This window comes from Streptomyces sp. NPDC046759, from assembly GCF_040645475.1.
Taxonomy (GTDB): domain Bacteria; phylum Actinomycetota; class Actinomycetes; order Streptomycetales; family Streptomycetaceae; genus Streptomyces.
The window spans coordinates 385837-409517 of sequence record NZ_JBEYYJ010000003.1 but is presented as its reverse complement, the minus strand read 5'-3'; the positions used below and the strand labels follow the sequence as shown (position 1 = coordinate 409517).

The following is a 23681-nucleotide window of genomic DNA, read 5'->3' as shown; positions in this document are numbered from 1 at the left end:
CTGTGTGAGGGAAGTCACCCTGGCGGCCTGCCGTAGGCTGGCCGGTGTGCTGCGCGACGTGACTGCTGTTCGATACGTGACCCCGCTGCGGTCCGGCGGTTCGGTGCCCGGTGTCGTCGAGGCCGACGACGACGGCACGTACGTCGTGAAGTTCACCGGCTCGGCGCAGGGGCACAAGGCGCTGGTCGCCGAGGTGATCGTCGGGGAGCTCGCCCGCGCGCTCGGCCTGCGCTTCCCCGAGCTGGTCCTCGTCCACTTCGACCCCGCCGTCGCCGCCGCAGAACCCCATCAGGAGGTGCGCGAGCTGCACGGCGCCAGCGCGGGGGTGAACCTCGGCATGGACTACCTGCCGGGCGCCCGGGACTTGACCCCGGAGATCGCGAAGACGTTCTCCGTGGACCCGCTGGAGGCGGGCCGGATCGTCTGGCTGGACGCCCTGACCGTCAACGTGGACCGCACGGTGCACAGCTCCAACCTCATGGTCTGGCCCACGCTCGGCACCGCACCGCCGCGCCTGTGGCTCATCGACCACGGCGCCGCCCTCGTCTTCCACCACCGCTGGGACACCACGGCCCCGGGCAAGAAGTACGACTTCCGGCACCACGCCCTCGGCCACTACGGCCCCGACGTCCGCGCCGCCGACGCCGAACTGGCCCCGAAGGTGACCGCGGAACTGCTGCGCGCCATCGTCGCCGAGGTGCCGGACGCCTGGCTGGCCGAGGACGCCGGCTTCGCCACCCCGGACGACGTCCGCGCCGCCTACGTCGACTACCTCCTGGCCCGCGTGCGCCTGTCGCCCGAGTGGCTGCCCACCGACTTCCCGGGCCGCGAGCAGCTCGCGGCCGAGGAGGCCGCCCGCGCGGCCAGGACGCAGGCCGGCCGCCCGGACTGGCTCAAACGCGTCCCGGACCTGCACGGCAAACCGGCGGCGGAACAGGACTGGTCGGTGCACCTGGGGCGAGGGGAGCGACGGCGATGACGCATGCCGTACAGATCGAATACTGCACCCAGTGCCGCTGGCTGCCCCGCGCGGCCTGGCTGGCGCAGGAACTGCTCACCACCTTCGAGGCGGAGCTGACCGAGTTGGCGCTCAGGCCCGGCACCGGGGGCGTCTTCGTGGTCCGGGTGGACGGCGAGGTGGTGTGGGACCGCAAGGAGCACGGCTTTCCGGAGCCCACGGCGGTGAAGCGGCTCGTACGCGACCGAGTGGCCCCGGGAAAGCCCCTGGGCCACTCGGAACGCTCCTCGTAGGGCTCAGCCGTTGAGCTGCTCGTACGCCGGCAGGGTGAGGAAGTCGGCGTAGTTCTCGTCCAGGGAGACCTTCAGCAGCAGGTCGTGGGCCTCCTGCCAGTGGCCGGCGGCGAAGGCCTCCTCGCCGATCTCCTGGCGGATGTGCGACAGTTCCTCGGCGGCGACCTTGCGGGCCAGCTCGGGCGTGGCCCTGTCGCCGTTCTCGAACTCGACGCCGGCGTTGATCCACTGCCAGATCTGGGAGCGGGAGATCTCGGCGGTGGCCGCGTCCTCCATCAGGTTGAAGATGGCGACCGCGCCGAGCCCGCGCAGCCACGCCTCGATGTAACGGATCCCGACCTGGACGGCGTTGACGAGACCGCTGTACGTCGGCTTCGCGTCCAGCGAGTCGATGGCGATCAGGTCGGCCGCCCCGACGTGGACGTCCTCGCGCAGCCGGTCCTTCTGGTGGGGCCTGTCGCCGAGGACCTTGTCGAAGGACTCCATGGCGATCGGGACCAGGTCGGGGTGGGCGACCCAGGAGCCGTCGAAGCCGTCGTTCGCCTCGCGGTCCTTGTCGGCGCGGACCTTCTCGAAGGCCACCTTGTTGACCTCGGCGTCCTTGCGGGAGGGGATGAACGCCGCCATGCCGCCGATCGCGTGCGCGCCGCGCTTGTGGCAGGTGCGGACGAGGAGTTCGGTGTACGCCCGCATGAACGGGGCCGTCATGGTGACCGCGTTGCGGTCCGGCAGGACGAACCTGGGGCCGCCGTCACGGAAGTTCTTGACGATGGAGAACAGGTAGTCCCAGCGGCCGGCGTTCAAGCCCGAGGCGTGATCGCGGAGTTCGTAGAGGATCTCCTCCATCTCGTACGCGGCCGTGATCGTCTCGATCAGGACGGTGGCGCGGATGGTGCCCTGCGGGATGCCGGCGTACTCCTGCGCGAAGACGAACACGTCGTTCCACAGCCGGGCCTCGAGGTGCGACTCGGTCTTCGGCAGGTAGAAGTAGGGGCCCTTGCCGAGGTCCAGCAGCCGCTGGGCGTTGTGGAAGAAATAGAGGCCGAAGTCGACGAAGGCGCCCGGGACGGCACGGCCCTCGGCGTCGACCAGGTGGCGCTCGTTCAGGTGCCAGCCGCGCGGGCGCATGACGACCGTCGCCAGCTCCTCGTCCGGCCGCAGAGCGTACGACTTGCCCGACCGCGGATCGGTGAAGTCGATGGTGCGCCTGTAGGCGTCGATCAGATTGACCTGGCCGAGAACCACGTTCTCCCAGGTGGGCGCGGAGGCGTCCTCGAAGTCGGCGAGCCAGACCTTCGCGCCCGAGTTGAGCGCGTTGATGGTCATCTTGCGGTCGGTGGGGCCGGTGATCTCGACGCGCCGGTCGTTCAGCGCGGCCGGGGCCGGGGCGACCCTCCAGGAGTCGTCCGCGCGGATCGCGGCCGTCTCGGGGAGGAAGTCGAGCGTGGAGGTGCGGGCGATCTCGGCGCGGCGCTCGGCCCGGCGGGCGAGGAGTTCGTCACGGCGCGGGGTGAACCGCCGGTGCAGCTCCGCCACGAAGGCGAGCGCCGCGTCCGTGAGGACCTCTTCCTGCCGGGGCAGGGGCTCGGCGTCGACGATGGCCAGCGGGGACGGCGCTGGTGCGGGCATGAGCTGTCACTTCCTTCAGCGGTGGCACCGGGTGCCTAGTGGCGCGAATAGGACGAACAGCGCCCGCTGTGCGGTCAGGCGCTTCTGAGCAGTGGATAGTAGTTTCCTCATCGTGGAACTTCAATGGTTTGTTGATGTCGAGATTCTCTGGGTCGAGGCAAGGTGGCGCCCAGTGCCACCCCGTTCACTCAAGGTGGCGCAGGTCGGCCGCGGTGTCGATGTCGTACGGCTCGGCCACGTCCGCGCACTCCACGAGCCGGATTCCGCCCTCGTGTTCCTCCAGGTAGGCGCGTGCCCCCCGGTCCCCGGTGGCAGTCGCCGCGATCCCCGCCCAGTGGGCCGCCCCGAACAGCACCGGATGCCCGCGCGTGCCGTCGTAGGCGGCCGAGGCCAGCGATCTCTCGTCCTCGTACGCGCCGAGCACCCGTGCCACGGCCGCCGGCCCGATGCCCGGCTGGTCGACGAGGCTCACCAGGGCCGCCCGCACCCCCGTGCCGTCCAGCGAGGCGAGCCCGGCCCGCAGGGAGGAACCCATGCCCTCGGCCCAGCCGGGGTTGTCCACGAGTACGCAGCCGCTCAGGTCGGCCCGCTCGTGGACCTCGTCCGCCCGCGCTCCGAGGACGACGTGGATCGGGCCGCACCCTCCCGCGCGCAGCACCCCGACCGCGTGCTCGACCAGGAGGCGCCCTCGGTGCTCCAGCAGTGCCTTGGGGTGCCCGCCGAGCCGTCTGCCCCCGCCGGCGGCGAGCAGCAGCCCGGCCACCTCCTCGTGATGCTTGTCCCTCATGCGTCCTGCATACCTGACGGAGCGGCAGGCAGCCGGTTCCCTTGGGCTGAATTTCGGTCCGCGCTGTGGCGCTCCCGGACGGGGTGGCGTTTACTGACCCGCGCACGAGGGCGTGTGAGGGGGAGGGCTGTGTTGCGGAGCTTGGGGCAGAGGCCAGTGACCGGCAGCGACGAGGACCCGAGAGTGAGTGAGCTGCGGACCGCGGTGTCCCGGCTGCGCCGCGAACTCGCCGCACTCCCGGCCGACTTCCCCGACCGCGCCATAGCCGAGGACGAACTGGCGGCCCTGGCGGCGATGGCCTCCGGCGGCGCACCGGAGGTCCCGCGTCTGCGCAGCTCCCTGTTACTGATAGCCGGGGCGATCGGCTCGGTCAGCGCCTTGGCGGGGGGCCTGAGGGGCGTCCGGGAGGCGGTGGAGCTGTTCGGGGAACCCATGCAGCGGGGCTGAACGCAGCGCCTCAGGCGCGGGGAACTGCCCGACAAGCCGCCGCGGACCTGCACCCGCACCCGCCGGCGGACTACGCCTCCCGCGTGCTCAGGCGCCCGAACTGGCCAGCGCCTGGGACAACTCGAGGGCGATCTGCTGCAGGACCGGCACGATCTTCTCGGTGGCGGCTTCCGTCACCCGCCCGGCCGGCCCGGAGATGGAGATAGCCGCAGCCGTCGGGGACTTTGGCACGGGCACCGCCAGGCACCGCACTCCTATCTCCTGCTCGTTGTCGTCCACGGCATACCCGAGCTGCCGCACCTCCTCCAGTGCGGCCAGGAACCCCTCCGGCGTGGTGATCGTCTTCTCCGTCGCGGCCGGCATCCCCGTACGGGACAGCAGCGCGCGGACCTCGTCGTCGGGACTGCTCGCCAGGAGCGCCTTGCCGACGCCGGTGGAGTGCGGCAGCACCCGCCGGCCCACTTCCGTGAACATCCGCATCGAGTGCTTCGACGGCACCTGGGCCACGTACACGATCTCGTCGCCGTCCAGCAGCGCCATGTTCGCCGTCTCGCCGGTCTCCTCGACCAGCCGGGCCAGGTACGGCCGTGCCCAGGTGCCCAGGAGCCGGGACGCGGACTCGCCGAGCCGGATGAGGCGGGGGCCGAGCGCGTACCGCCGGTTCGGCTGCTGGCGGACGTACCCGCAGGCGACCAGCGTGCGCATCAGCCGGTGGATGGTCGGAAGCGGCAGCCCGCTGGTCGCGGACAGCTCGCTCAGGCCCACCTCGCCGCCCGCGTCCGCCATCCGCTCCAGCAGGTCGAAGGCGCGCTCCAGGGACTGGACACCGCCCCCGGCGGAGGGCTTGGCGGAGTCGGTGGTGCTGGCGCTGGACGTCGGCACGGCACGTTCCTTTCGGGACAGGCGGGAGGGCAGAAGCCTACCCGGCGGCCGGTTGACTCCCTGCTCGTACATAGCTACGTTCTGCTTGCTGGAATTCTAATTCCGCTTTGTGGAAACGTCCAGAGTGGATGCGGGGCGCGCGCTGTCCGGAAGTGTGCCTCTTGACGGCGGGGGAGCGGGAGTGAAGACTCCTTCAACAGAACGTTGAAAACCGTTGTGTGGGTGTAAATCCCGTTTCGTGGGCGTAAAACGGCGGTACAGAGAGGGGTTCGGGTGTCCGACGCTGAACTGGTCCTGCGCTCGACGCGCGTCATCACGCCGGAAGGGACGCGGGCCGCCACGGTCACCGTGTCCGCCGGGAGGATCACGGCCGTCCTGACGTACGACACCGACGTCCCGGCCGGTGCGCGGCTGGAGGACTTCGGCGACCACGTCCTGCTGCCCGGCCTGGTCGACACCCACGTGCACGTCAACGACCCGGGCCGCACCGAGTGGGAGGGCTTCTGGACCGCCACCCGCGCGGCGGCGGCCGGCGGCATCACCACGCTGGTCGACATGCCGCTCAACTCCCTGCCGCCGACCACGACCGCCGAGAACCTGAGGGTGAAGCGGGCGGTGGCCGCCGACAAGGCACACATCGACGTCGGCTTCTGGGGCGGCGCGCTGCCGGACAACGTCAAGGACCTGCGCCCGCTGCACGACGCCGGCGTCTTCGGCTTCAAGGCGTTCCTGTCCCCGTCCGGCGTGGACGAGTTCCCGCATCTCGACCAGGACCAGCTCGCCCGGTCCATGGCGGAGATCGCCGGGTTCGACGGCCTGCTGATCGTGCACGCCGAGGACCCGCACCATCTCGCCGCCGCCCCGCAGCACGGCGGCCCCAAGTACGCCGACTTCCTCGCCTCCCGGCCGCGCGACGCCGAGGACACGGCCATCGCCGGCCTGATCGCACAGGCCCGGCGGCTGGACGCGCGCGTACACGTGCTGCACCTGTCCTCCAGCGACGCGCTGCCGCTGATCCGCGCCGCCCGCGCCGAGGGCGTCCGGATCACCGTGGAGACCTGCCCGCACTACCTCACCCTGACCGCCGAGGAAGTCCCCGACGGCGCCAGCGAGTTCAAGTGCTGCCCGCCCATCCGCGAGGCCGCCAACCGGGACCTGCTGTGGGAGGCGCTGGCCGACGGCACCATCGACTGTGTGGTCACCGACCACTCACCCTCCACCGCCGACCTGAAGACCGACGACTTCGCCACCGCCTGGGGCGGCATCTCCGGTCTCCAGCTCAGCCTCTCCGCCGTCTGGACCGAGGCACGCGCGCGCGGGTACGGCCTGGAGGACGTCGTGCGCTGGATGTCCACGAAGACCGCCGCCCTGGTCGGCCTCGACGCGCGCAAGGGCGCCATCGCGCCCGGCCACGACGCCGACTTCGCGGTCCTCGCCCCGGACGAGACCTTCACCGTCGACCCGGCCGGTCTGCAGCACCGCAACCGGGTCACCGCGTACGCCGGCAAGACGCTGTACGGCGTGGTGAAGTCCACCTGGCTGCGTGGCGAACGCATCGCCCGCGGCGGTGACTTCGCCGAGCCGAAGGGCACACTGCTCGCCCGCCCCCAGTAAGCCACCCCCGCACCCGAACCGGCCGACTCCAGAAAGGACCCCCTGATCACCGTGACGGCGCAGCAACATTCGAGTTGGGCCAGCTTCACCGGCGACGCGAACCCCTACGGAGGCGGCGACCCCTACGCGGACTACCGCACCGCCGACTTCCCCTTCACCCAGTACGCCAACCTCGCCGACCGGCAGCTCGGCGCCGGTGTCATCGCCGCCAACGACGAGTTCTTCGCCCAGCGCGAGAACCTGCTGGTGCCCGAGCGGGCCGAGTTCGACCCCGAGCACTTCGGGCACAAGGGCAAGATCATGGACGGCTGGGAGACCCGCCGCCGCCGCGGTGCCTGCGCCGAGCACCCCTGGCCGACCGCCGAGGACCACGACTGGGCGCTCGTCCGCCTCGGCGCGCCGGGAGTGATCCGCGGGATCGTCGTCGACACCGCCCACTTCCGAGGCAACTACCCACAGGCTGTCTCGGTCGAGGCCACGTCCGTCCCCGGTTCGCCGTCCCCCGAGGAGCTGCTCGGCGACGATGTGAAGTGGACGACGATCGTCCCGCGCACCGCGGTCGGTGGCCACGCGGCGAACGGTTTCGCCGTCTCGGCCGAGCAGCGCTTCACGCACCTGCGCGTCAACCAGCACCCCGACGGAGGCATCGCGCGCCTGCGCGTGTACGGCGAGGTCGTCCCGGACCCCGAGTGGCTGGCCGCCCTCGGCACCTTCGACGTGGTCGCCCTGGAGAACGGCGGCCGGGTCGAGGACGCCTCCAACCTGTTCTACTCCCCGGCGACCAACACCATCCAGCCGGGACGCTCCCGCAAGATGGACGACGGCTGGGAGACGCGCCGCCGCCGCGACCAGGGCAACGACTGGATCCGCTACCAGCTCGCCGCCCAGTCGCAGATCCGCGCGATCGAGATCGACACCGCCTGTCTGAAGGGCAACAGCGCCGGCTGGGCGTCCGTGTCGGTGAAGGACGGCGAGAGCGGCGAGTGGACCGAGATCCTGCCGCGCACCCGCCTCCAGCCCGACACCGCCCACCGCTTCGTGCTCCCGCAGCCGGCGGCCGGAACGCACGCGCGGATCGACATCTTCCCCGACGGCGGCATCTCCCGCCTGCGCCTGTACGGCTCCCTGACCGAGCAGGGCGCGGCCAGCCTCGCCGCCCGGCACCAGGAACTGGGCGGCTGACCCACCCGGACCGTGCGGGGCGCCCCGGCCCGGACAGCGCCGGGGCGTCCCGCGTGTCACCCGTCCGGACCCGTTCGGCGGAACCTGGAACTTACGGGTCCGTCTCCCGCGTTCTTCTCCACGTGACCCTTCAGCAAGAGATCGTCGGCAACGCCATGCAGATGGCGGTCGTCAACCTGCAGCCCGGCCAGACCGTGTACTGCGAGGCCGGAAAGTTCCTGTTCAAGACGACGAACGTGACCATGGAGACCCGCCTGTCCGGTCCGTCGAACAACGGCGGCCAGCAGGGCGGTCAGAGCGGCGGCATGGGCGGCCTGCTGCGCCAGGCCATGGGCACCGCCATGCAGGTGGGCCAGCGCATGCTCGCGGGCGAGTCGCTGGCGTTCCAGTACTTCACCTCCCAGGGCGGTGAGGGCACGGTCGGCTTCGCCGGGGTGCTCCCCGGCGAGATGCGCGCCCTGGAGCTCGACGGCAGGCGGGCCTGGTTCGCCGAGAAGGACGCCTTCGTCGCCGCCGAGTCCACCGTCGACTTCGGCATCGCCTTCGCCGGCGGCCGCACCGGCATGAGCGGCGGCGAGGGCTTCATCCTGGAGAAGTTCACCGGGTACGGCACGGTGATCATCGCCGGCGCGGGCAACTTCATCGACCTCAACCCCGCGGACTTCGGCGGCCGCATCGAGGTCGACACCGGCTGTGTGGTCGCCTTCGAGGAGGGCATCCAGTACGGCGTCCAGCGCGTCGGCGGCCTCAACCGTCAGGGGATCATGAACGCGGTGTTCGGCGGCGAGGGCCTGTCCCTGGCCACCCTCGAGGGCAACGGCCGGGTGATCCTGCAGTCCCTCACCATCGAGAGCCTCGCCAACGCCCTGAAGAAGGCCCAGGGCGGCGACAAGCAGGGCCCGACCGGCGGACTGTTCTCCACCCACGCGGGCTGAACCGATGAGTTCCGGGTGACGGCGGGGTCCGAGGTGATGACAACGGACCCCGCACCCGGAAAGCAGGCACCCCTCATGGGCAAGCTCGTCTCCACCCTCTTCGTCACCCTCGACGGCGTCTACCAGGCCCCGGCGGCCCCCGCGAGGACACCAGGGGAGGCTTCACCCACGGCGGCTGGAGCTTCCGGTACGGCGACGACGACTTCGGCCGCTGCGTCACCGAGGTCTTCGACCGCGCGGGCGCCTTCCTGCTCGGCCGCCGTACGTACGACATCTTCGCGTCCTACTGGCCGAAGGTGACCGATGCGGCCCACCCCATCGCCTCCCGGCTCAACGCCCTGCCCAAGTACGTCGTCTCCGCCACCCTGCAGGCACCCGGGTGGTCCGGCACCACCGTGCTCCGCGGCGACCTCGCCGAGGAGGTGCAGGCCGTCAAGGACAGCACGGACGGCGAACTCCAGGTGCACGGCAGCGGCGCCCTGGTCCGCTCCCTGATCGACCTGCGCCTGCTCGACACCCTGCACCTGCTGACCTTCCCCGTCGTCCTCGGCTCCGGGCACCGCCTGTTCCCGGACGGCACGACCCCCACCCGCTTCCGGCACTCCGGCGGCCGCGTCACCGGCTCGGGCATCTCCATCCAGACCTACGAGCCGGCGGGCGACCCGGAGCACGGCTCGTACGAACTGCCCGAGGACGTCTGAGGCACCTGCAGACCCCTGGCCGAAGACCGCCTGCGCCGGTACGGGGATCGCGCCCGTGCGAGCCGCCGACGTCTGCGCACCGTCCCGACGTCTGCGCATCGTCCCCGCGACGTCTGCACACCGTCCCCCCCGCAGACCGGGAGAACCGCCCGCACGCCGTCGACCGCCGTCCCGGGCGCCGCCCTCGCACCGCGCCGTGCGGCAGGTTAACTTCCCGAAAACTCATCGGACTTGAACGGTAAATCCTCAACTTTGTCGTTGACATGCCAACGTCTACGCGCGTCATCATGAGGGCATGAGATTCCCCCCACGCGCCACCCGCATCGGCGCCGCAGCCGCGCTCCTGTCCGCCCTTCTCGTGGGCGGCACCGTCTCCGCCACCACGGCGGACGCCGCCTCGTCGGTCGGCAGCATCTGCTACGGCGACCTGCCGTCGCAGGCCCACCACACCCTCGACCTGATCGACCAGGGCGGCCCGTACCCGTACTCGCAGGACGGCACCGTCTTCTCCGACCGGGAAGGCGTCCTGCCCAGCGAGTCGTACGGCTACTACCACGAGTACACGGTGGTCACCCCGGGTTCCCCCACGCGCGGTGCCCGGCGCATCGTGACCGGCGAGGAGTACCAGGAGGACTACTACACCTCCGACCACTACGCCACGTTCGACCTGGTCGACTTCGGCTGCTGACCCGCTCGGCCGAACCCGTCGGAACAGCGCCGCAGAGGTGATCGCACGAGGCCGCCCGTGGCCGTCCCCCACCCAGGGACCGCGGGCGGCCGAGCGGCGGCCGGCCCCGGCGCATGCTGCGGTCCGGGGCGGTCGGCCGCCGTCCCCGGTGGGCCCGGGCGGCGGGCCGGCCCGCGACCGGCGACGAAAGTCCACGAGTCCGCGACTTTGGTAGCCCATCCCCCGCAGGGCGGGGCCGGCGTCCCACGCACTGCGTAGATTTGTCGCCCGTGACAGAGAACGGGCTCGGCCACACCGCGGCGCAGGGGGCGTGGCCCCGCCGGTGGATGCTTCCCTCGGCCCTGCTGCACGGGCTCGATCCGGACTCCGGCCCCGACGGCCGGCCGCCCCGGCGCACCGCACGGGACTGGGTCGTCGACACCTGCTGCTTCCTGCTGGCCGTGCTCGTGTTCCTGGCGGCCGCCGCCGCCCTCCTCCGGCAGCACCACGCTCCCCGCGGCCTCGCCGCCGCCGACGTGCTGCTCGGCGCCCTGTCCTGCGGCGCGGTCTGGCTGCGACGCCGCCGGCCCGTCGGACTCGCCGCCGTGATGGTCCCGGTCGGCTTCGTGTCCTCCACCGCGGGTGCCGCCGCCATGGTCGCGCTGTTCACCCTCGCCGTGCACCGGCCGTTCCGCTACGTCGCCTGGATCGGCGGCGCCGACCTCGCCCTCGTACCCCTCTACTACTGCCTGCGCCCGGACCCAGGTCTGCCCTTCGCGGGATCCGTCGTGTTCGCCGTGCTGCTGAGCGTCTCCGTCATCGGCTGGGGCATGTTCGTGCGCTCCAAGCGGCTGCTGATGCTGAGCCTGCGCGAGCGGGCCCGCCGGGCGGAGACCGAGGCGCGGCTGCGCGCCGAGCAGGCGCAGCGGCTCGCCCGCGAGGCCATCGCCCGCGAGATGCACGACGTCCTCGCCCACCGGCTCACCCTGCTCAGCGTGCACGCGGGCGCCCTGGAGTTCCGGCCGGACGCGCCGCACGAGGAGGTGGCCCGGGCGGCCGGAGTGATCCGGGAGAGCGCGCACGAAGCGCTGCAGGACCTGCGGGAGATCATCGGAGTGCTGCGGGCCGGGGAGGCCGAGGACACGGCGGGCGAGCGGCGCCGGCCGCCCACGCTGGCCGCGCTGGACGCCCTGGTCGGCGAGTGCCGCGACGCCGGCATGAAGGTCACCCTGGACCACCGCGTCGCCGATCCGGCCGCCGTACCCGCCTCCGTCGGCCGCACCGCCTACCGCATCGCCCAGGAGGGCCTGACCAACGCCCGCAAGCACGCCCCCGGCGCCGAGGTCACCCTGAGTCTCACCGGAGCCCCCGGCGAGGGACTCACCGTCACCGTCTCCAACCCGCCGCCCACCGCCGACCCCACGCCCGTCCCCGGCTCCGGACAGGGCCTGATCGGCCTCACCGAACGCACGACTCTCGCCGGCGGCCGCCTGGAGCACGGCGGCACGGCCGACGGGGGGTTCGAGGTACGGGCGTGGCTGCCCTGGGGCCGGACCGCGTCCACGGCCTGAGACACCGTCGTACACCGGTACGCCCCCCGCGCACCGCCCGCCCCGTGATTACGTAAGGCCCATGACGCCGATCAGACTGCTCCTCGTCGACGACGACCCGCTGGTACGGGCCGGACTGGCCCTGATGATCGGCGGAGCCGGGGACATCGAGATCGTCGGGGAGGCCGCCGACGGTGCCGAAGCCGAGGAACTCGTCGCGCGCACCCGCCCGGACGTGGTCCTCATGGACATCCGGATGCCGTCGGTGGACGGACTCACCGCGACCGAGCGGCTGCGCGCGCGGGCCGACGCCCCGCAGGTCGTGGTACTCACCACGTTCCACGCCGACGAGCAGGTGCTGCACGCCCTGCGCGCGGGCGCCGCCGGCTTCGTGCTGAAGGACACCCCGCCCGCCGAGATCGTCGAGGCCGTGCGCCGGGTCGCGGCCGGGGACCCCGTGCTCTCGCCCGCCGTGACCCGGCAGCTGATGCGGCACGCGGCCGGCAGCGCCGCCGACGCACGCCAGGCACGCGCGCGTGACCGTCTCACCGTCCTCAACGACCGCGAACGCGAGGTCGCCGTCGCCGTCGGACGCGGCCTCGCCAACGCGGCGATCGCCGCCGAGCTGTTCCTGGGCGTGGCCACCGTCAAGACGCACGTCTCCCGCATCCTCGCCAAGCTCGGCCTCGACAACCGGGTGCAGATCGCCCTGCTCGCCTACGACGCCGGACTCCTCGACGACGACGGGCACTGACCGGGCCCCCGGGACGTTGGACGGACAGGGGTGCTGCTGTCCTGGCCTCGGGGGCCGCAAGGGGAGGACGCGAAGGACATGGAGTCGATCGATCTGGCGGAGTACGGTGACGAGTTGCGCCGCGACCCGCACGGTGTGTACGCGCGCCTGCGCGGGCGGGGCCCGGTCCACCGCCTGCGGCCGGCGGACACCGGCGAAGGCCTCACGAGCTGGCTCGTCGTCGGGTACGAGGAGGCCCGCGCCGCGCTTGCCGACCCGCGCCTGGCCAAGGACGCCGGCAGGATCGACCTGCACTTCCTCGACGAGGACCTGATCGGCCGGCACCTGCTGAGCGTCGACCCGCCGCAGCACACACGCCTGCGCTCCCTCGTCGCCCGGGCCTTCACCATGCGCCGGGTCGAGCAGCTTCGCCCGCGCGTCCAGCAGATCACCGACGACCTGCTGGACGCGATGCTCCCGGCCGGGCGTGCCGACCTCATCGACTCCTTCGCCTACCCGCTGCCCATCACCGTCATCTGCGAACTGCTCGGAGTCCCCGAGATCGACCGCGACGAGTTCCGCAAGCTGTCGACGGAGACGGTCGCACCGACGAGCTCGCAGAGCGAGTACGACGCGTTCGTCCGCCTCGGCGGGTATCTGACGGAGCTGATCGAGGACAAGCGGTGCGCCGGTCCGGCCGACGACCTGCTCAGCGACCTGATCCGCACCACCGCCGAGGACGGCGACCGGCTCTCGGCCGAAGAGCTGCGCGGCATGGCCTTCCTGCTGCTGATCGCGGGCCACGAGACCACGGTCAACTTGATCGGCAACGGCGTCCTGGCGCTGCTCACCCACCCCGATCAACTCGCCGCCCTGCGCGCCGACATGGGACTGCTGGACGGCGCGGTCGAGGAGATCCTGCGGTACGAGGGCCCGGTGGAGACCGCCACGTTCCGGTATGCCGCCGAGCCCCTGGAGATCGGCGGCACCCGGATCGAGCGCGGCGAGCAGGTGATGATCGGGCTCTCCGCGGCCCAGCGCGACGGCGCGCGCTACGCCGGGCCGGACCGCTTCGACATCCGCCGCGACCCTCGCGGCCACCTCGCCTTCGGCCACGGCATCCACTACTGCCTGGGCGCGCCCCTGGCCCGCCTGGAGGGCCGCACCGCCATCGGCACCCTCCTGCGCCGCGCTCCCGGCCTTGCCCTCGACGGCCCGCCCGGCGAATGGCTCCCGGGCCTGCTGATGCGAGGTGTCCGCAGCCTGCCGGTCCGGTGGTAGCCCTCCCCGTGCCGAAAGCCGCCAAGTTTCATGAGGCGACCGCGCCCATCCGGGTTCGCCCGGCCCCGGCCGGTGCGGCGGCGGGGACGCGTCCCCGCGCCCGAGACGCGTCCCCGCGCCCGAGACGCTTCCCCGCGCCCGAGACGCTTCCCCGCGCCCGAGACGCTTCCCCGCGCCCGAAGGGACGCGGGGAACTGCGCGACGGGGCACGACTGCGCGACCGGGCACGACGAGCCGGCTGAGGACCACCGGCCTTGCGACCGCGAGGCGCGCCGCTGCCGCCGGTGGCCCGTGGGCGCGCCGGGCTCAGCCCCCGGGAGCCCCCGCCCGGCCCAGGGTCTCGGCCAGGGACACCGGGCGCCGATCGCGCCGGGAGATCTCGCAGGCCTCGGCCACCCGCAGGGCCTGCAGGGCCTCGTGGCCGTCGCACGGGTTGGGGCGCTCTGCGCGGACCACGTCCACGAAGGCGTTCAGCTCGGCCTCGTACGCGGGACCGAACCGCTCCAGGAAGCCCGGCCACGGCTTGTCCGCGGGCGGCGGTCCGGTCGGCTCGGTGGACGCGAGCGGCGTCCGGTCGTCGAGGCCCACGACGACCGTGTCCCGCTCCCCGGCCAGCTCCATGCGCACGTCGTAGCCGGCGCCGTTCAGCCGGGTCGCCGTCGCCGTGGCGAGCGTGCCGTCGTCCAGCGTGAGCAGCGCCGCGCCCGTGTCGACGTCCCCGGCCTCGCGGAACATCGTGGGCCCGGCGTCCGATCCGGAGGCGTACACGTCGGTCACCTCGCGGCCCGTCACCCACCGCAGCATGTCGAAGTCGTGGATCAGCGTGTCCCGGAACAGCCCGCCGGACAGCGGCAGCCAGTCGGCCGGGGGAGGGGACTGGTCGCAGGTCAGGGCGCGTACGGTGTGCAGCCGGCCGAGACGTCCCGAGCGGACGGCCTCGCGGGCGCCCGCGTATCCCGCGTCGAAGCGCCGCTGGAACCCCATCTGCAGGATCGTTCCCGCGGCTTCCACCTCGGCGAGCGCCTGCAGCGTGCCCGGCAGGTCGAGCGCGATCGGCTTCTCGCAGAAGACCGGCAGACCCGAGCGCGCTGCCCGACCGATCAGTTCGGCGTGGGCCGCCGTCGCCGTGGTGATCACCACCGCGTCCACGCCCCACCTGAAGATCTCGTCCACGCCTGGCGCCGCCGTCTCGCCCAGCCGGTGCGCCAGTTCCTGCGCCCGCGCCGGATCCGCGTCCGTCAGGATCAGCGATCCGACGTCCCGGTGGCGGCTGAGCGTTCTCGCGTGAAGGGTGCCGATGCGGCCCGTACCGATGACCCCGATGCGCATGGAAACAAGGTGAGGGCGGAGCCCGCGCCCTGTCAATGCGTATGTCCTGACAATCGGACTACACAACTTCCCGTCAACCGACCACGGGGCTACGCTCGGGCCCGTGCCGAAACCAGATGTGGACCCGACCGTCTCGCTCGACCTCCGTGTGGACCGGAGCTCCCCGGTGCCGTTGTACTTCCAGCTCTCCCAGCAGCTGGAGGCCGCCATCGAGCACGGCAGTCTCACTCCGGGCAGCCTGCTGGGCAACGAGATCGAGCTGGCCGCGCGCCTCGGCCTGTCCCGGCCGACCGTCCGCCAGGCCATCCAGTCCCTCGTCGACAAGGGGCTCCTGGTGCGTCGCCGCGGCGTCGGCACCCAGGTGGTCCACAGCCAGGTCAAGCGCCCGCTGGAACTCAGCAGCCTCTACGACGACCTGGAGGCGGCCGGTCAGCGCCCCGCGACGCAGGTCCTGGTCAACACCGTCCTGCCGGCCTCCCCCGCCGTCGCCGTGGCGCTCGGCGTGCCCGAGGGCGGCGACGTGCACCGCATCGAGCGGCTGCGCCTCGCGCACGGCGAGCCGATGGCGTACCTGATCAACCACCTCCCGACCGGCCTGCTCGACCTGGAGACCGAACAGCTCGAGGCCACCGGCCTGTACCGGCTGATGCGGTCCGCCGGGATCACGCTGCACAGCGCCCGGCAGTCCATCGGCGCCAGGGGCGCGACCGCCGTGGAGGCCGAGCGGCTCGCCGAGGCCGAGGGTGCCCCGCTGCTCACGATGCAGCGCACCACCTTCGACGACACCGGCCGCGCCGTCGAGTTCGGTGACCACACCTACCGTCCGACGCGCTACTCCTTCGAGTTCCAGCTGCTCGTCCGGCCCTGACCGTCCAGTTGCCCGTCCGCCCCTGACCGGCGACCGGCGTTCGTCTCAATGTCCGGACAATCGAACGCGCGAGTGCCCCCGGCTGTGTCATGAGTGTTACCCATGTTCGATACTGGAGCGTTTGGGGCTGCCGAGGTGATCGGCGGTCCCTCTCGTCCGTTGGAACACGGCAAGACCACAGCAAGACACAGCAAGAAGGGGCACTGCCTCGTGGCACGGTTTCGGACCTGGGCGGTCATCGCACTGACAGGGGCGCTTTCGCTATCGCTGGCAGGGTGCAGCAGCACCGGAGGCAAGCGGGCCGAGGACGCCCGCAAGGCCGCCGCGGCCCAGGGGAGGGCGGCGGTGAGCACCCCGCGCTGGACGTTCGCGATGATCACCCATTCGGGGGATGGCGACACCTTCTGGGACATCGTGCAGAGCGGCGCCAAGCAGGCCGCCGTCAAGGACAACATCAACTTCCTGTACTCGCACGACGCCGAGGCCCAGCAGCAGGCACAGCTGGTGGACGCGGCGGTCGACAAGAGGGTCGACGGCATCATCGTCACGCTCGCCAAGCCGGACGCCATGAAGGCCGCCGTGGCCCGCGCCGAGAAGGCCGGCATCCCGGTGATCACGGTGAACTCCGGCTCCGAGGAGTCCAAGGCCTTCGGCGCCCTCACCCACATCGGCCAGGACGAGACCATCGCCGGCGAGGCCGTCGGCGACGAGTTGAACAAGCGCGGGAAGAAGAAGGCCCTGTGCGTGCTGCACGAGCAGGGCAACGTCGGCCACGAGCAGCGCTGCGACGGCGTCGCCAAGACGTTCCGCGGCACCCTGCAGAAGCTGTACGTCAACGGCACGGACATGCCCGACGTCCAGTCCGCCATCGGGGCCAAGCTGCAGGCCGACCGCTCCGTCGACTCCGTCGTCACCCTCGGCGCGCCCTACGCGGACACCGCCGTGAAGGCCAGGGCGGACGCAGGGAGCAAGGCCGAGATCGACAGCTTCGACCTCAACGCCCAGGTGGCCGCCGAGCTGAAGAACGGCACCCTCGGCTTCGCCGTGGACCAGCAGCCGTACCTCCAGGGCTACGAGGCGGTCGACCTGCTGTGGGCCTACAAGTACAACGGCGACGTCCTCGGCGGCGGAAAACCGGTGCTCACCGGCCCGCAGATCATCACCAAGGACCAGGCCGCCGCCCTGGCCGCGTACACCGCGCGGGGCACCCGATGAGCGCGGTCACGGAGGACACCGCTGACGTGACGACAGATGAAAGGATTCTGCAGACCTCGCCGCTGCGGAAGCTGCTCGCCCGCCCCGAACTGGGCTCGGTCGTCGGCGCCCTCGCCGTCTTCGTCTTCTTCGCCGTCACCGCCGACGGTTTCCTGCGGGCCGCCAGCCTCAGCACGGTCCTGTACGCCTCCTCGACCATCGGCATCATGGCCGTACCGGTGGCCCTGCTGATGATCGGCGGCGAGTTCGACCTCTCGGCCGGTGTCCTCGTGACGTCCTCGGCGCTGATCTCCTCGATGTTCAGCTACCAGATGACCGCGAACACCTGGGTCGGCGTGGGCGTCTCCCTGCTGGTCACGCTGGCGGTCGGCGCCTTCAACGGATTCATGCTCACCCGTACCAAGCTGCCGAGCTTCATCGTCACGCTGGGCACCTTCCTGATGCTGACCGGCATGAACCTCGGCTTCACCAAGCTGATCGACGGCACGGTCTCCACCAAGACCGTCGGTGACATGGAGGGCTTCTCCAGCGCCCACGACGTCTTCGCCTCGACCCTCACGATCGGCGGCGTCGACTTCAAGGTCACCATCCTGTGGTGGCTGGGCCTGGTCGCGCTCGCCTCCTGGATCCTGCTGCGCACCCGCGCCGGCAACTGGATCTTCGCCGTCGGCGGCAACCAGGACGCGGCCCGCGCGGTCGGCGTTCCCGTGGCCAGGACCAAGATCGGCCTCTACATGGGCGTGGCCTTCGGCGCCTGGGTCGCCGGCCAGCACCTGCTCTTCTCCTTCGACGCCGTCCAGTCGGGCGAGGGCGTCGGCAACGAGCTGATCTACATCATCGCGGCCGTCATCGGCGGCTGCTTGATCACCGGCGGCTACGGCAGCGCGATCGGCTCCGCCGTGGGCGCCCTCCTCTTCGGCATGACCAGCAAGGGCATCGTCTTCGCCGAGTGGAATCCCGACTGGTTCAAGTTCTTCCTCGGAGCGATGCTGCTCCTCGCGACCCTGCTCAACGCCTGGGTCCGCAAGCGCGCGGAGGCGACCAAGTGACTCTCGTCGAGCTGACCGGCGTCAGCAAGCGGTACGGCACCGTGCGCGCCCTGGAAGGGGTCTCCCTCGAGGTCCACGCGGGCGAGATCACCTGCGTCCTCGGCGACAACGGCGCGGGCAAGTCCACCCTGATCAAGATGATCGCGGGTCTGCACCAGCACGACGGCGGCACCCTGCGCATCGAGGGCGAGGAGACCCGCCTCGCCTCCCCGCGCGACGCCCTGGACCGGGGCATCGCCACGGTCCACCAGGACCTGGCCGTCGTCCCGCTGATGCCGGTCTGGCGCAACTTCTTCCTCGGCTCCGAGCCCCGCAAGGGCGTCGGCCCGTTCAAGCGCCTGGACACCGACCTCATGCGCCGCACCACCCGCGAGGCACTGCTGCGCATGGGCATCGACCTCCGCGACGTCGACCAGCCCATCGGCACCCTCTCCGGCGGCGAGCGCCAGTGCGTGGCCATCGCCCGCGCGGTCCACTTCGGTGCCAAGGTCCTGGTCCTGGACGAACCGACGGCGGCACTGGGTGTGAAGCAGTCCGGTGTGGTGCTCAAATATGTGGCCGCGGCACGCGACGAGGGCCTGGGCGTCGTCTTGATCACCCACAACCCGCACCATGCGTACCTGGTCGGGGACCGGTTCGTGCTCCTGAGAAGGGGCACGATGGTGGGCAATTACACACGCGACGAGATCCCCCTGGACGAGCTGACCAGGCAGATGGCGGGCGGAGCCGACCTCGACGCTCTGGTCCACGAACTGCAGCGAACCTGAAGGGGCGCGGGGAATCGCGCGCCCTCCCACAACGCACCCGCAGACGGCGAGGCCCGCGCATCCCCCTCTCCTGTCCCGTACGCCGGTCATAGCCAGGGTGAGGCAGAATCGACGAACGATGAGCACCTACCGCGACCTCACCGCCCCCATCGGCTCCCGCCGCGCCCCGGTCCTCCGCACGGTCGGCACCAGGGAACGCCGTTCCCACCTGACAGCACCCCGTGTGCCGACGGTGGGCATCGACATCGGCGGCACCAAGGTCATGGCGGGCGTCGTGGACGCCGACGGCAACATCCTGGAGAAGCTCCGCACGGAGACCCCGGACAAGTCCAAGAGCCCCAAGGTCGTCGAGGACACCATCGTCGAACTGGTCCTGGACCTGTCCGACCGGCACGACGTGCACGCCGTCGGCATCGGCGCGGCCGGCTGGGTCGACGCCGACCGCAACCGCGTCCTGTTCGCCCCCCACCTGTCCTGGCGCAACGAACCGCTGCGCGACCGCCTGAGCGGCCGCCTCTCGGTGCCGGTCCTCGTGGACAACGACGCCAACACCGCCGCCTGGGCGGAGTGGCGCTTCGGCGCGGGCCGCGGCGAGGACCACCTCGTCATGATCACCCTCGGGACCGGCATCGGCGGCGCCATCCTCGAGGACGGCCAGGTCAAGCGGGGCAAGTACGGCGTCGCGGGCGAGTTCGGCCATATGCAGGTCGTGCCCGGCGGCCACCGCTGCCCCTGCGGCAACCGCGGCTGCTGGGAGCAGTACAGCTCCGGCAACGCCCTCGTCCGCGAGGCCAAGGAGCTGGCCGCCGCCGACTCGCCGGTGGCCTACGGCATCATCGAGCACGTCAAGGGCAACATCAACGAGATCACCGGCCCGATGATCACCGAGCTGGCCCGCGAGGGCGACGCCATGTGCGTGGAGCTGCTCCAGGACATCGGCCAGTGGCTCGGCGTCGGCATCGCCAACCTGGCCGCCGCCCTCGACCCGTCCTGCTTCGTCATCGGCGGTGGGGTCTCGGCCGCCGACCACCTGCTCATCGGCCCGGCCCGGGACGCCTTCAAGCGCCACCTCACCGGCCGCGGCTACCGCCCCGAGGCCCGCATCACCCGCGCCCAGCTAGGCCCCGAGGCCGGCATGGTCGGCGCCGCGGACCTGGCCCGGCTGGTGGCTCGCCGGTTCCGCCGGGCCAAGCGCCGCCGGGTGGAGCGCTACGAGCGCTACGAGCGCTACGCCCAGGGCCGCCGAGAACGGGACACCGCATGACCGCCTCCCTGCCCCGCCAGGCCGCACCGCCGGACGAGCCGCGCCGCCCCGCCGAGGGCCCCGGGCACAGGGCCAGGCGCCGCGCGCTCACCCTGCTGATCATCGGGCTGCTGATCGGCGTCCCGGCGGGCTACCTGGTGATCTCCGCCAACCAGAGCCGCAACAGCGGCAAGGACAAGGAGGCGAAGTACGCGGCGACCGGCCTCACCACGGGCTTGCCGTCGAAGGTGCAGCGCCGCCTCTACCAGGTGCCGGTCCCGCACCCGGCCGACTCCACCGCCTCCTACGAGACGAACAACTGGAAGACCAGCCGCCTCTACGTGCAGTTCCGCACCAACGCCGCGGGCCTGGACAGCTTCCTGCAGACCATGGGCGCGCGCCGGGACGAGCTGGAGAAGGGCGACATCAGCATCGGCGCCCGCGACCAGAGGGTCAGCGGCTGGCACTTCACCGGCCCCGGCCCGTGGTGGGGACTCACCCACGGGCAGAAGAACCCGGCGCCGACCCAGGACGTGGTCGTGAACATGTCCGACCCGGCGAACCCGATGGTCTACGTCGTCTCCCGCACGGTGCCGTGAGCACCGGCCCCGGCCGGTCTGCGGGGCCGATTGTCAGACCCCGCCCGTAGAGTCGAAGACGTCTGATCCGACGCACGGGCGGGAGGTGGCAGGACGTATGAGCGCAGACACGGCCGCGGTGGCCGGGCACACGGGAGCCTCCGGGCGGTCCGGGAACCCGGTCCCGATGCGCCTCGCCTCCGTCTACCTGCCCGCGCCCCTGCCGCGCGAGGGCCGCATCGCCTTCTGGGACCCCGACGGCGGCCCCCTGCCCACCGAAGCCGACGGCGACCCGGACGAGCTGACGGTCGTACGACGCCACGGTGCCGGAGTGCGCCGCCGTCAGGTCCCCGCGCTGAGCCTTCCGCTCGCCGCTGCCCTGCCGCTGCTGGTCCGGGCCCGCCGCGACCCGGCCGCACATCCGGCCACGGCGTGCTGGGGCGCCGCCGCGCTGCACGCCCTGCGGCTGGTCGCCCGCGGCCGCCTGCTGCCGGGCCTGACCCCGAGCGGTCACGACGCCTGGCGGGCCGGCCCGCTGGAGCCCGACGACATCGCCCACCTGCGCGCGGTCGCCGCGGCGCTGCCCCCGGAGGGCCACGTCGTGCCGCTGCCGGACCCCGGCCCGCTCCGGCTGCCCGAGCCGGAGGCCCTGATCCGCTCCTTCCTGGACGCGGTCGCCGACACCCTGCCGCGCACCCCCGCCGCCCCCCACACCTCCGGCCGTCCCTTCGCCGCCCGGGAGCCCCAGGTCCTGCCCGACGCGCACGCGTGGGCCGCCGAGGTCGCGGCCGGCATGGACGCGGGCGTGCGGATCTCGCTGCGCCTGGACCTGTCCGCTTACGACGTCTTCGACGCCGGCGCGAGCGACGGGGCCCGCGCCGCTGGAGCGGCCGTCGTGCAGGTCCACAGCCTCGCCGACCCCACTGTGGTGGCCGACGCCGCGGCCCTGTGGGCGGGGGAGGCAGACACGGCGTTCGGGCCCCGCGCCCGGGTGGACGCCGCCCTCGCCGTGCGGCGCGCGGCCCGCGTGTGGCCGCCCCTGGACCGGCTCGCCGAGCAGGACGTGCCCGATGTGCTCGCCCTGTCCGAGGAGGAGCTGGGAGAGCTGCTCGGAGTCGGCGCGGCGCGGCTGGCCGCCGCCGGCGTCGCCGTGCACTGGCCCCGGGACCTCGCCCGCGACCTCACGGCCGCCGCGGTGGTCCGCCCGGCGCCCGGCTCCGCGACCGACGGCACCGGCTTCTTCGAAGGCGAGGAACTGCTCCAGTTCCGCTGGCAGCTGGCGCTCGGCGGAGATCCGCTCAGCGAGGCCGAGATGGACGCCCTCGCGGAGGCCCACCGCCCGGTCGTACGGCTCCGGGACCGCTGGGTGCTGGTCGATCCGGCCCTCGTCCGCAAGGCCCGCAAGCGCGAACTGGGCCTGCTCGACCCGGTCGACGCCCTGTCCGTCGCGCTCACCGGCACCGCCGACGTCGACGGCGAGACCGTCGAGGCCGTGCCGGCCGGCGCGCTCGCCGCCCTCCGCGACCGGCTCACCGCCGGACTGCGCCCCGCCGACCCGCCCGCCGGCCTCGCCGCCACCCTCCGCGACTACCAGCTGCGCGGCCTGGCCTGGCTGGACCTCATGACGTCCCTCGGCCTGGGCGGCTGCCTCGCCGACGACATGGGCCTCGGCAAGACCGTCACCCTCATCGCCCTGCACCTGAAGCGGGCCCGGACCGAGCCCACCCTCGTGGTCTGCCCGGCCTCCCTGCTCGGCAACTGGCAGCGGGAGATCACCCGGTTCGCGCCCGGCGTCCCCGTGCGCCGCTTCCACGGCCAGGGCCGCACGCTGGACGGCCTCGACGGCGGCTTCGTCCTGACCACGTACGGCACCATGCGCTCCACCGCGGCCCACCTGGCCGAACACCCCTGGGGCATGGTCGTCGCCGACGAGGCGCAGCACGTGAAGAACCCGTACTCGGCCACCGCCAAGGCGCTGCGCACCATCCCGGCCCCCGCGCGCGTGGCGCTGACCGGCACCCCGGTGGAGAACAACCTCTCCGAACTGTGGGCCCTCCTCGACTGGACCACCCCCGGACTCCTCGGCCCCCTCAAGTCCTTCCGTGCCCGGCACGCCCGAGCGGTGGAGAACGGCGAGGACCAGCAGGCCGTGGAACGCCTCGCCCGTCTGGTCCGCCCCTTCCTGCTGCGCCGCAAGAAGTCCGATCCCGGCATCGTCCCCGAGCTGCCGCCGAAGACGGAGACGGACCACCCGGTGCCGCTCACCCGTGAGCAGGCCGCGCTGTACGAGGCGGTGGTGCGCGAGTCGATGCTGGCCATCGAGACCGCCGAGGGCATGGCCCGCCGGGGCCTGGTCCTGAAACTCCTGGGCGCCCTGAAACAGATCTGCGACCACCCGGCGCTGTATCTGAAGGAGGAGACGCACACCGCCCACCTCTCCGCCCGCTCCGGCAAACTGGCCCTGCTGGACGAGCTGTTGGACACCCTGCTCACCGAGGACGGCTCGGCGCTCGTCTTCACCCAGTACGTCGGCATGGCCCGTCTCATCACCGCCCACCTCTCCGCCCGCGCGATCCCGGTGGACCTGCTGCACGGCGGCACCCCGGTGCCGGAGCGCGAGCGCATGGTCGACCGCTTCCAGAGCGGCGAGACCCCCGTCCTGGTGCTGTCCCTGAAGGCGGCCGGCACGGGCCTGAACCTCACCCGCGCGGGCCACGTCGTCCACTTCGACCGCTGGTGGAACCCGGCCGTCGAGGAACAGGCCACCGACCGCGCCTACCGCATCGGCCAGACCCAGCCCGTCCAGGTCCACCGCCTGGTCACCGAGGGCACGGTCGAGGACCGCATCGCCGAGATGCTCAGCGCCAAACGTGCCCTGGCCGACGCGATCCTCGGCTCCGGCGAGGCGGCCCTCACCGAACTGACCGACCGCGAGCTGTCCGACCTCGTCTCCCTGCGGAGGACACCATGAGT

General features: G+C 72.2%; 21 protein-coding genes and 1 pseudogene. 18 read left to right on the top strand and 4 right to left on the bottom strand.

Features of this window, described 5'->3' with window-relative positions:
• The first annotated feature begins 46 nt into the window (after positions 1 to 46).
• Together ABZ919_RS06605 and ABZ919_RS06600 are read left to right on the top strand one after the other, a co-directional pair.
• Positions 47 to 979, top strand: a complete 933-nt coding sequence (locus tag ABZ919_RS06605) for a HipA family kinase (protein WP_361243507.1) — start codon at positions 47 to 49, stop codon at positions 977 to 979.
• Complete coding sequence (locus ABZ919_RS06600) at positions 976 to 1251, top strand: SelT/SelW/SelH family protein (RefSeq protein WP_361243451.1); 276 nt, start codon at positions 976 to 978, stop codon at positions 1249 to 1251. Before ABZ919_RS06605 ends, ABZ919_RS06600 begins: the two co-directional genes overlap by 4 nt.
• A gap of 3 nt (positions 1252 to 1254) precedes the next feature.
• Here ABZ919_RS06600 and aceB read toward each other — a convergent pair whose 3' ends face one another.
• Together aceB and ABZ919_RS06590 are read right to left on the bottom strand one after the other, a co-directional pair.
• Positions 1255 to 2880 carry a malate synthase A gene (gene aceB, locus ABZ919_RS06595; RefSeq protein ID WP_361243449.1) on the bottom strand — a complete coding sequence of 542 codons (1626 nt, stop codon included), beginning with the start codon at positions 2878 to 2880 and terminating at the stop codon, positions 1255 to 1257.
• A gap of 184 nt (positions 2881 to 3064) precedes the next feature.
• Positions 3065 to 3667: a nucleotidyltransferase family protein gene (locus ABZ919_RS06590; protein WP_361243448.1), complete on the bottom strand. Its 603-nt coding sequence runs from the start codon at positions 3665 to 3667 to the stop codon at positions 3065 to 3067.
• A gap of 129 nt (positions 3668 to 3796) precedes the next feature.
• Here ABZ919_RS06590 and ABZ919_RS06585 point away from each other — a divergent pair, with 129 nt between their 5' ends.
• Positions 3797 to 4114 (top strand): DUF5955 family protein, encoded by a 318-nt coding sequence (locus ABZ919_RS06585; protein WP_361243446.1) that lies wholly within the window; start codon positions 3797 to 3799, stop codon positions 4112 to 4114.
• An 87-nt stretch (positions 4115 to 4201) separates the two neighbouring features.
• Here the strand turns inward: ABZ919_RS06585 and ABZ919_RS06580 are convergent, their stop codons facing one another.
• Positions 4202 to 4996 (bottom strand): IclR family transcriptional regulator, encoded by a 795-nt coding sequence (locus ABZ919_RS06580; RefSeq protein WP_361243444.1) that lies wholly within the window; start codon positions 4994 to 4996, stop codon positions 4202 to 4204.
• Between the two features lie 273 nt (positions 4997 to 5269).
• On the opposite strand from ABZ919_RS06580, the gene allB reads away from it, so the two are divergent.
• The 8 genes and pseudogenes from allB (at position 5270) to ABZ919_RS06540 (ending at position 13659) form a co-directional block, all read left to right on the top strand.
• Positions 5270 to 6610: an allantoinase AllB gene (gene allB / locus ABZ919_RS06575; protein WP_361243442.1), complete on the top strand. Its 1341-nt coding sequence runs from the start codon at positions 5270 to 5272 to the stop codon at positions 6608 to 6610.
• A gap of 51 nt (positions 6611 to 6661) precedes the next feature.
• Complete coding sequence (alc, locus tag ABZ919_RS06570; RefSeq protein ID WP_361243440.1) at positions 6662 to 7792, top strand: allantoicase; 1131 nt, start codon at positions 6662 to 6664, stop codon at positions 7790 to 7792.
• Positions 7793 to 7914: 122 nt separating this feature from the next.
• Positions 7915 to 8727 carry an AIM24 family protein gene (locus ABZ919_RS06565; RefSeq protein WP_361243438.1) on the top strand — a complete coding sequence of 271 codons (813 nt, stop codon included), beginning with the start codon at positions 7915 to 7917 and terminating at the stop codon, positions 8725 to 8727.
• Positions 8728 to 8802: 75 nt separating this feature from the next.
• Positions 8803 to 9428: pseudogene (locus ABZ919_RS06560) on the top strand (dihydrofolate reductase family protein).
• Positions 9429 to 9723: 295 nt separating this feature from the next.
• Positions 9724 to 10116 carry a ribonuclease domain-containing protein gene (locus tag ABZ919_RS06555; protein ID WP_361243437.1) on the top strand — a complete coding sequence of 131 codons (393 nt, stop codon included), beginning with the start codon at positions 9724 to 9726 and terminating at the stop codon, positions 10114 to 10116.
• A 326-nt stretch (positions 10117 to 10442) separates the two neighbouring features.
• Positions 10443 to 11666: a histidine kinase gene (locus tag ABZ919_RS06550; protein WP_361243505.1), complete on the top strand. Its 1224-nt coding sequence runs from the start codon at positions 10443 to 10445 to the stop codon at positions 11664 to 11666.
• Positions 11667 to 11727: 61 nt separating this feature from the next.
• A complete protein-coding gene (locus tag ABZ919_RS06545) occupies positions 11728 to 12399 on the top strand; it encodes a response regulator transcription factor (protein ID WP_361243435.1) in 672 nt (223 codons plus the stop codon).
• A 78-nt stretch (positions 12400 to 12477) separates the two neighbouring features.
• Positions 12478 to 13659, top strand: a complete 1182-nt coding sequence (locus tag ABZ919_RS06540; RefSeq protein ID WP_361243434.1) for a cytochrome P450 — start codon at positions 12478 to 12480, stop codon at positions 13657 to 13659.
• Positions 13660 to 13965: 306 nt separating this feature from the next.
• Here the strand turns inward: ABZ919_RS06540 and ABZ919_RS06535 are convergent, their stop codons facing one another.
• Positions 13966 to 14988 (bottom strand): Gfo/Idh/MocA family oxidoreductase, encoded by a 1023-nt coding sequence (locus tag ABZ919_RS06535; RefSeq protein ID WP_361243432.1) that lies wholly within the window; start codon positions 14986 to 14988, stop codon positions 13966 to 13968.
• Between the two features lie 118 nt (positions 14989 to 15106).
• Between ABZ919_RS06535 and ABZ919_RS06530 the strand changes: the two genes are divergently transcribed.
• From ABZ919_RS06530 to ABZ919_RS06500, 7 genes are all read left to right on the top strand, one after another.
• Positions 15107 to 15856, top strand: a complete 750-nt coding sequence (locus ABZ919_RS06530) for a GntR family transcriptional regulator (RefSeq protein ID WP_361243503.1) — start codon at positions 15107 to 15109, stop codon at positions 15854 to 15856.
• Between the two features lie 210 nt (positions 15857 to 16066).
• Positions 16067 to 17071, top strand: a complete 1005-nt coding sequence (locus tag ABZ919_RS06525) for a sugar ABC transporter substrate-binding protein (protein ID WP_361243430.1) — start codon at positions 16067 to 16069, stop codon at positions 17069 to 17071.
• Positions 17068 to 18120, top strand: coding sequence for an ABC transporter permease (locus ABZ919_RS06520; RefSeq protein ID WP_361243428.1), 1053 nt, complete (start codon positions 17068 to 17070; stop codon positions 18118 to 18120). Before ABZ919_RS06525 ends, ABZ919_RS06520 begins: the two co-directional genes overlap by 4 nt.
• Positions 18117 to 18887 (top strand): ATP-binding cassette domain-containing protein, encoded by a 771-nt coding sequence (locus ABZ919_RS06515; RefSeq protein WP_361243426.1) that lies wholly within the window; start codon positions 18117 to 18119, stop codon positions 18885 to 18887. The genes ABZ919_RS06520 and ABZ919_RS06515 overlap by 4 nt, the downstream gene beginning before the upstream one ends.
• Before the next feature lie 118 nt (positions 18888 to 19005).
• Positions 19006 to 20151, top strand: coding sequence for an ROK family glucokinase (locus ABZ919_RS06510; RefSeq protein ID WP_361243424.1), 1146 nt, complete (start codon positions 19006 to 19008; stop codon positions 20149 to 20151).
• Complete coding sequence (locus ABZ919_RS06505; protein ID WP_361243423.1) at positions 20148 to 20729, top strand: sugar kinase; 582 nt, start codon at positions 20148 to 20150, stop codon at positions 20727 to 20729. The genes ABZ919_RS06510 and ABZ919_RS06505 overlap by 4 nt, the downstream gene beginning before the upstream one ends.
• 166 nt (positions 20730 to 20895) lie before the next feature.
• The gene (locus ABZ919_RS06500; RefSeq protein WP_361243502.1) at positions 20896 to 23679 is read left to right on the top strand and encodes a DEAD/DEAH box helicase; all 2784 of its coding nucleotides are present in this window, start codon (positions 20896 to 20898) and stop codon (positions 23677 to 23679) included.
• Positions 23680 to 23681: the final 2 nt, after the last annotated feature.

Bases quoted from the DNA above. Each gene is read 5' to 3' on its own strand.
- ABZ919_RS06600 (WP_361243451.1), top strand. From the start codon at position 976: ATGACGCATGCCGTACAGATCGAATACTGCACCCAGTGCCGCTGGCTG.
- aceB (WP_361243449.1), bottom strand. From the start codon at position 2,880: ATGCCCGCACCAGCGCCGTCCCCGCTGGCCATCGTCGACGCCGAGCCC.
- ABZ919_RS06590 (WP_361243448.1), bottom strand. From the start codon at position 3,667: ATGAGGGACAAGCATCACGAGGAGGTGGCCGGGCTGCTGCTCGCCGCC.
- ABZ919_RS06555 (WP_361243437.1), top strand. From the start codon at position 9,724: ATGAGATTCCCCCCACGCGCCACCCGCATCGGCGCCGCAGCCGCGCTC.
- ABZ919_RS06550 (WP_361243505.1), top strand. From the start codon at position 10,443: ATGCTTCCCTCGGCCCTGCTGCACGGGCTCGATCCGGACTCCGGCCCC.
- ABZ919_RS06545 (WP_361243435.1), top strand. From the start codon at position 11,728: ATGACGCCGATCAGACTGCTCCTCGTCGACGACGACCCGCTGGTACGG.
- ABZ919_RS06540 (WP_361243434.1), top strand. From the start codon at position 12,478: ATGGAGTCGATCGATCTGGCGGAGTACGGTGACGAGTTGCGCCGCGAC.
- ABZ919_RS06535 (WP_361243432.1), bottom strand. From the start codon at position 14,988: ATGCGCATCGGGGTCATCGGTACGGGCCGCATCGGCACCCTTCACGCG.
- ABZ919_RS06520 (WP_361243428.1), top strand. From the start codon at position 17,068: ATGAGCGCGGTCACGGAGGACACCGCTGACGTGACGACAGATGAAAGG.
- ABZ919_RS06510 (WP_361243424.1), top strand. From the start codon at position 19,006: ATGAGCACCTACCGCGACCTCACCGCCCCCATCGGCTCCCGCCGCGCC.
- ABZ919_RS06505 (WP_361243423.1), top strand. From the start codon at position 20,148: ATGACCGCCTCCCTGCCCCGCCAGGCCGCACCGCCGGACGAGCCGCGC.
- ABZ919_RS06500 (WP_361243502.1), top strand. From the start codon at position 20,896: ATGCGCCTCGCCTCCGTCTACCTGCCCGCGCCCCTGCCGCGCGAGGGC.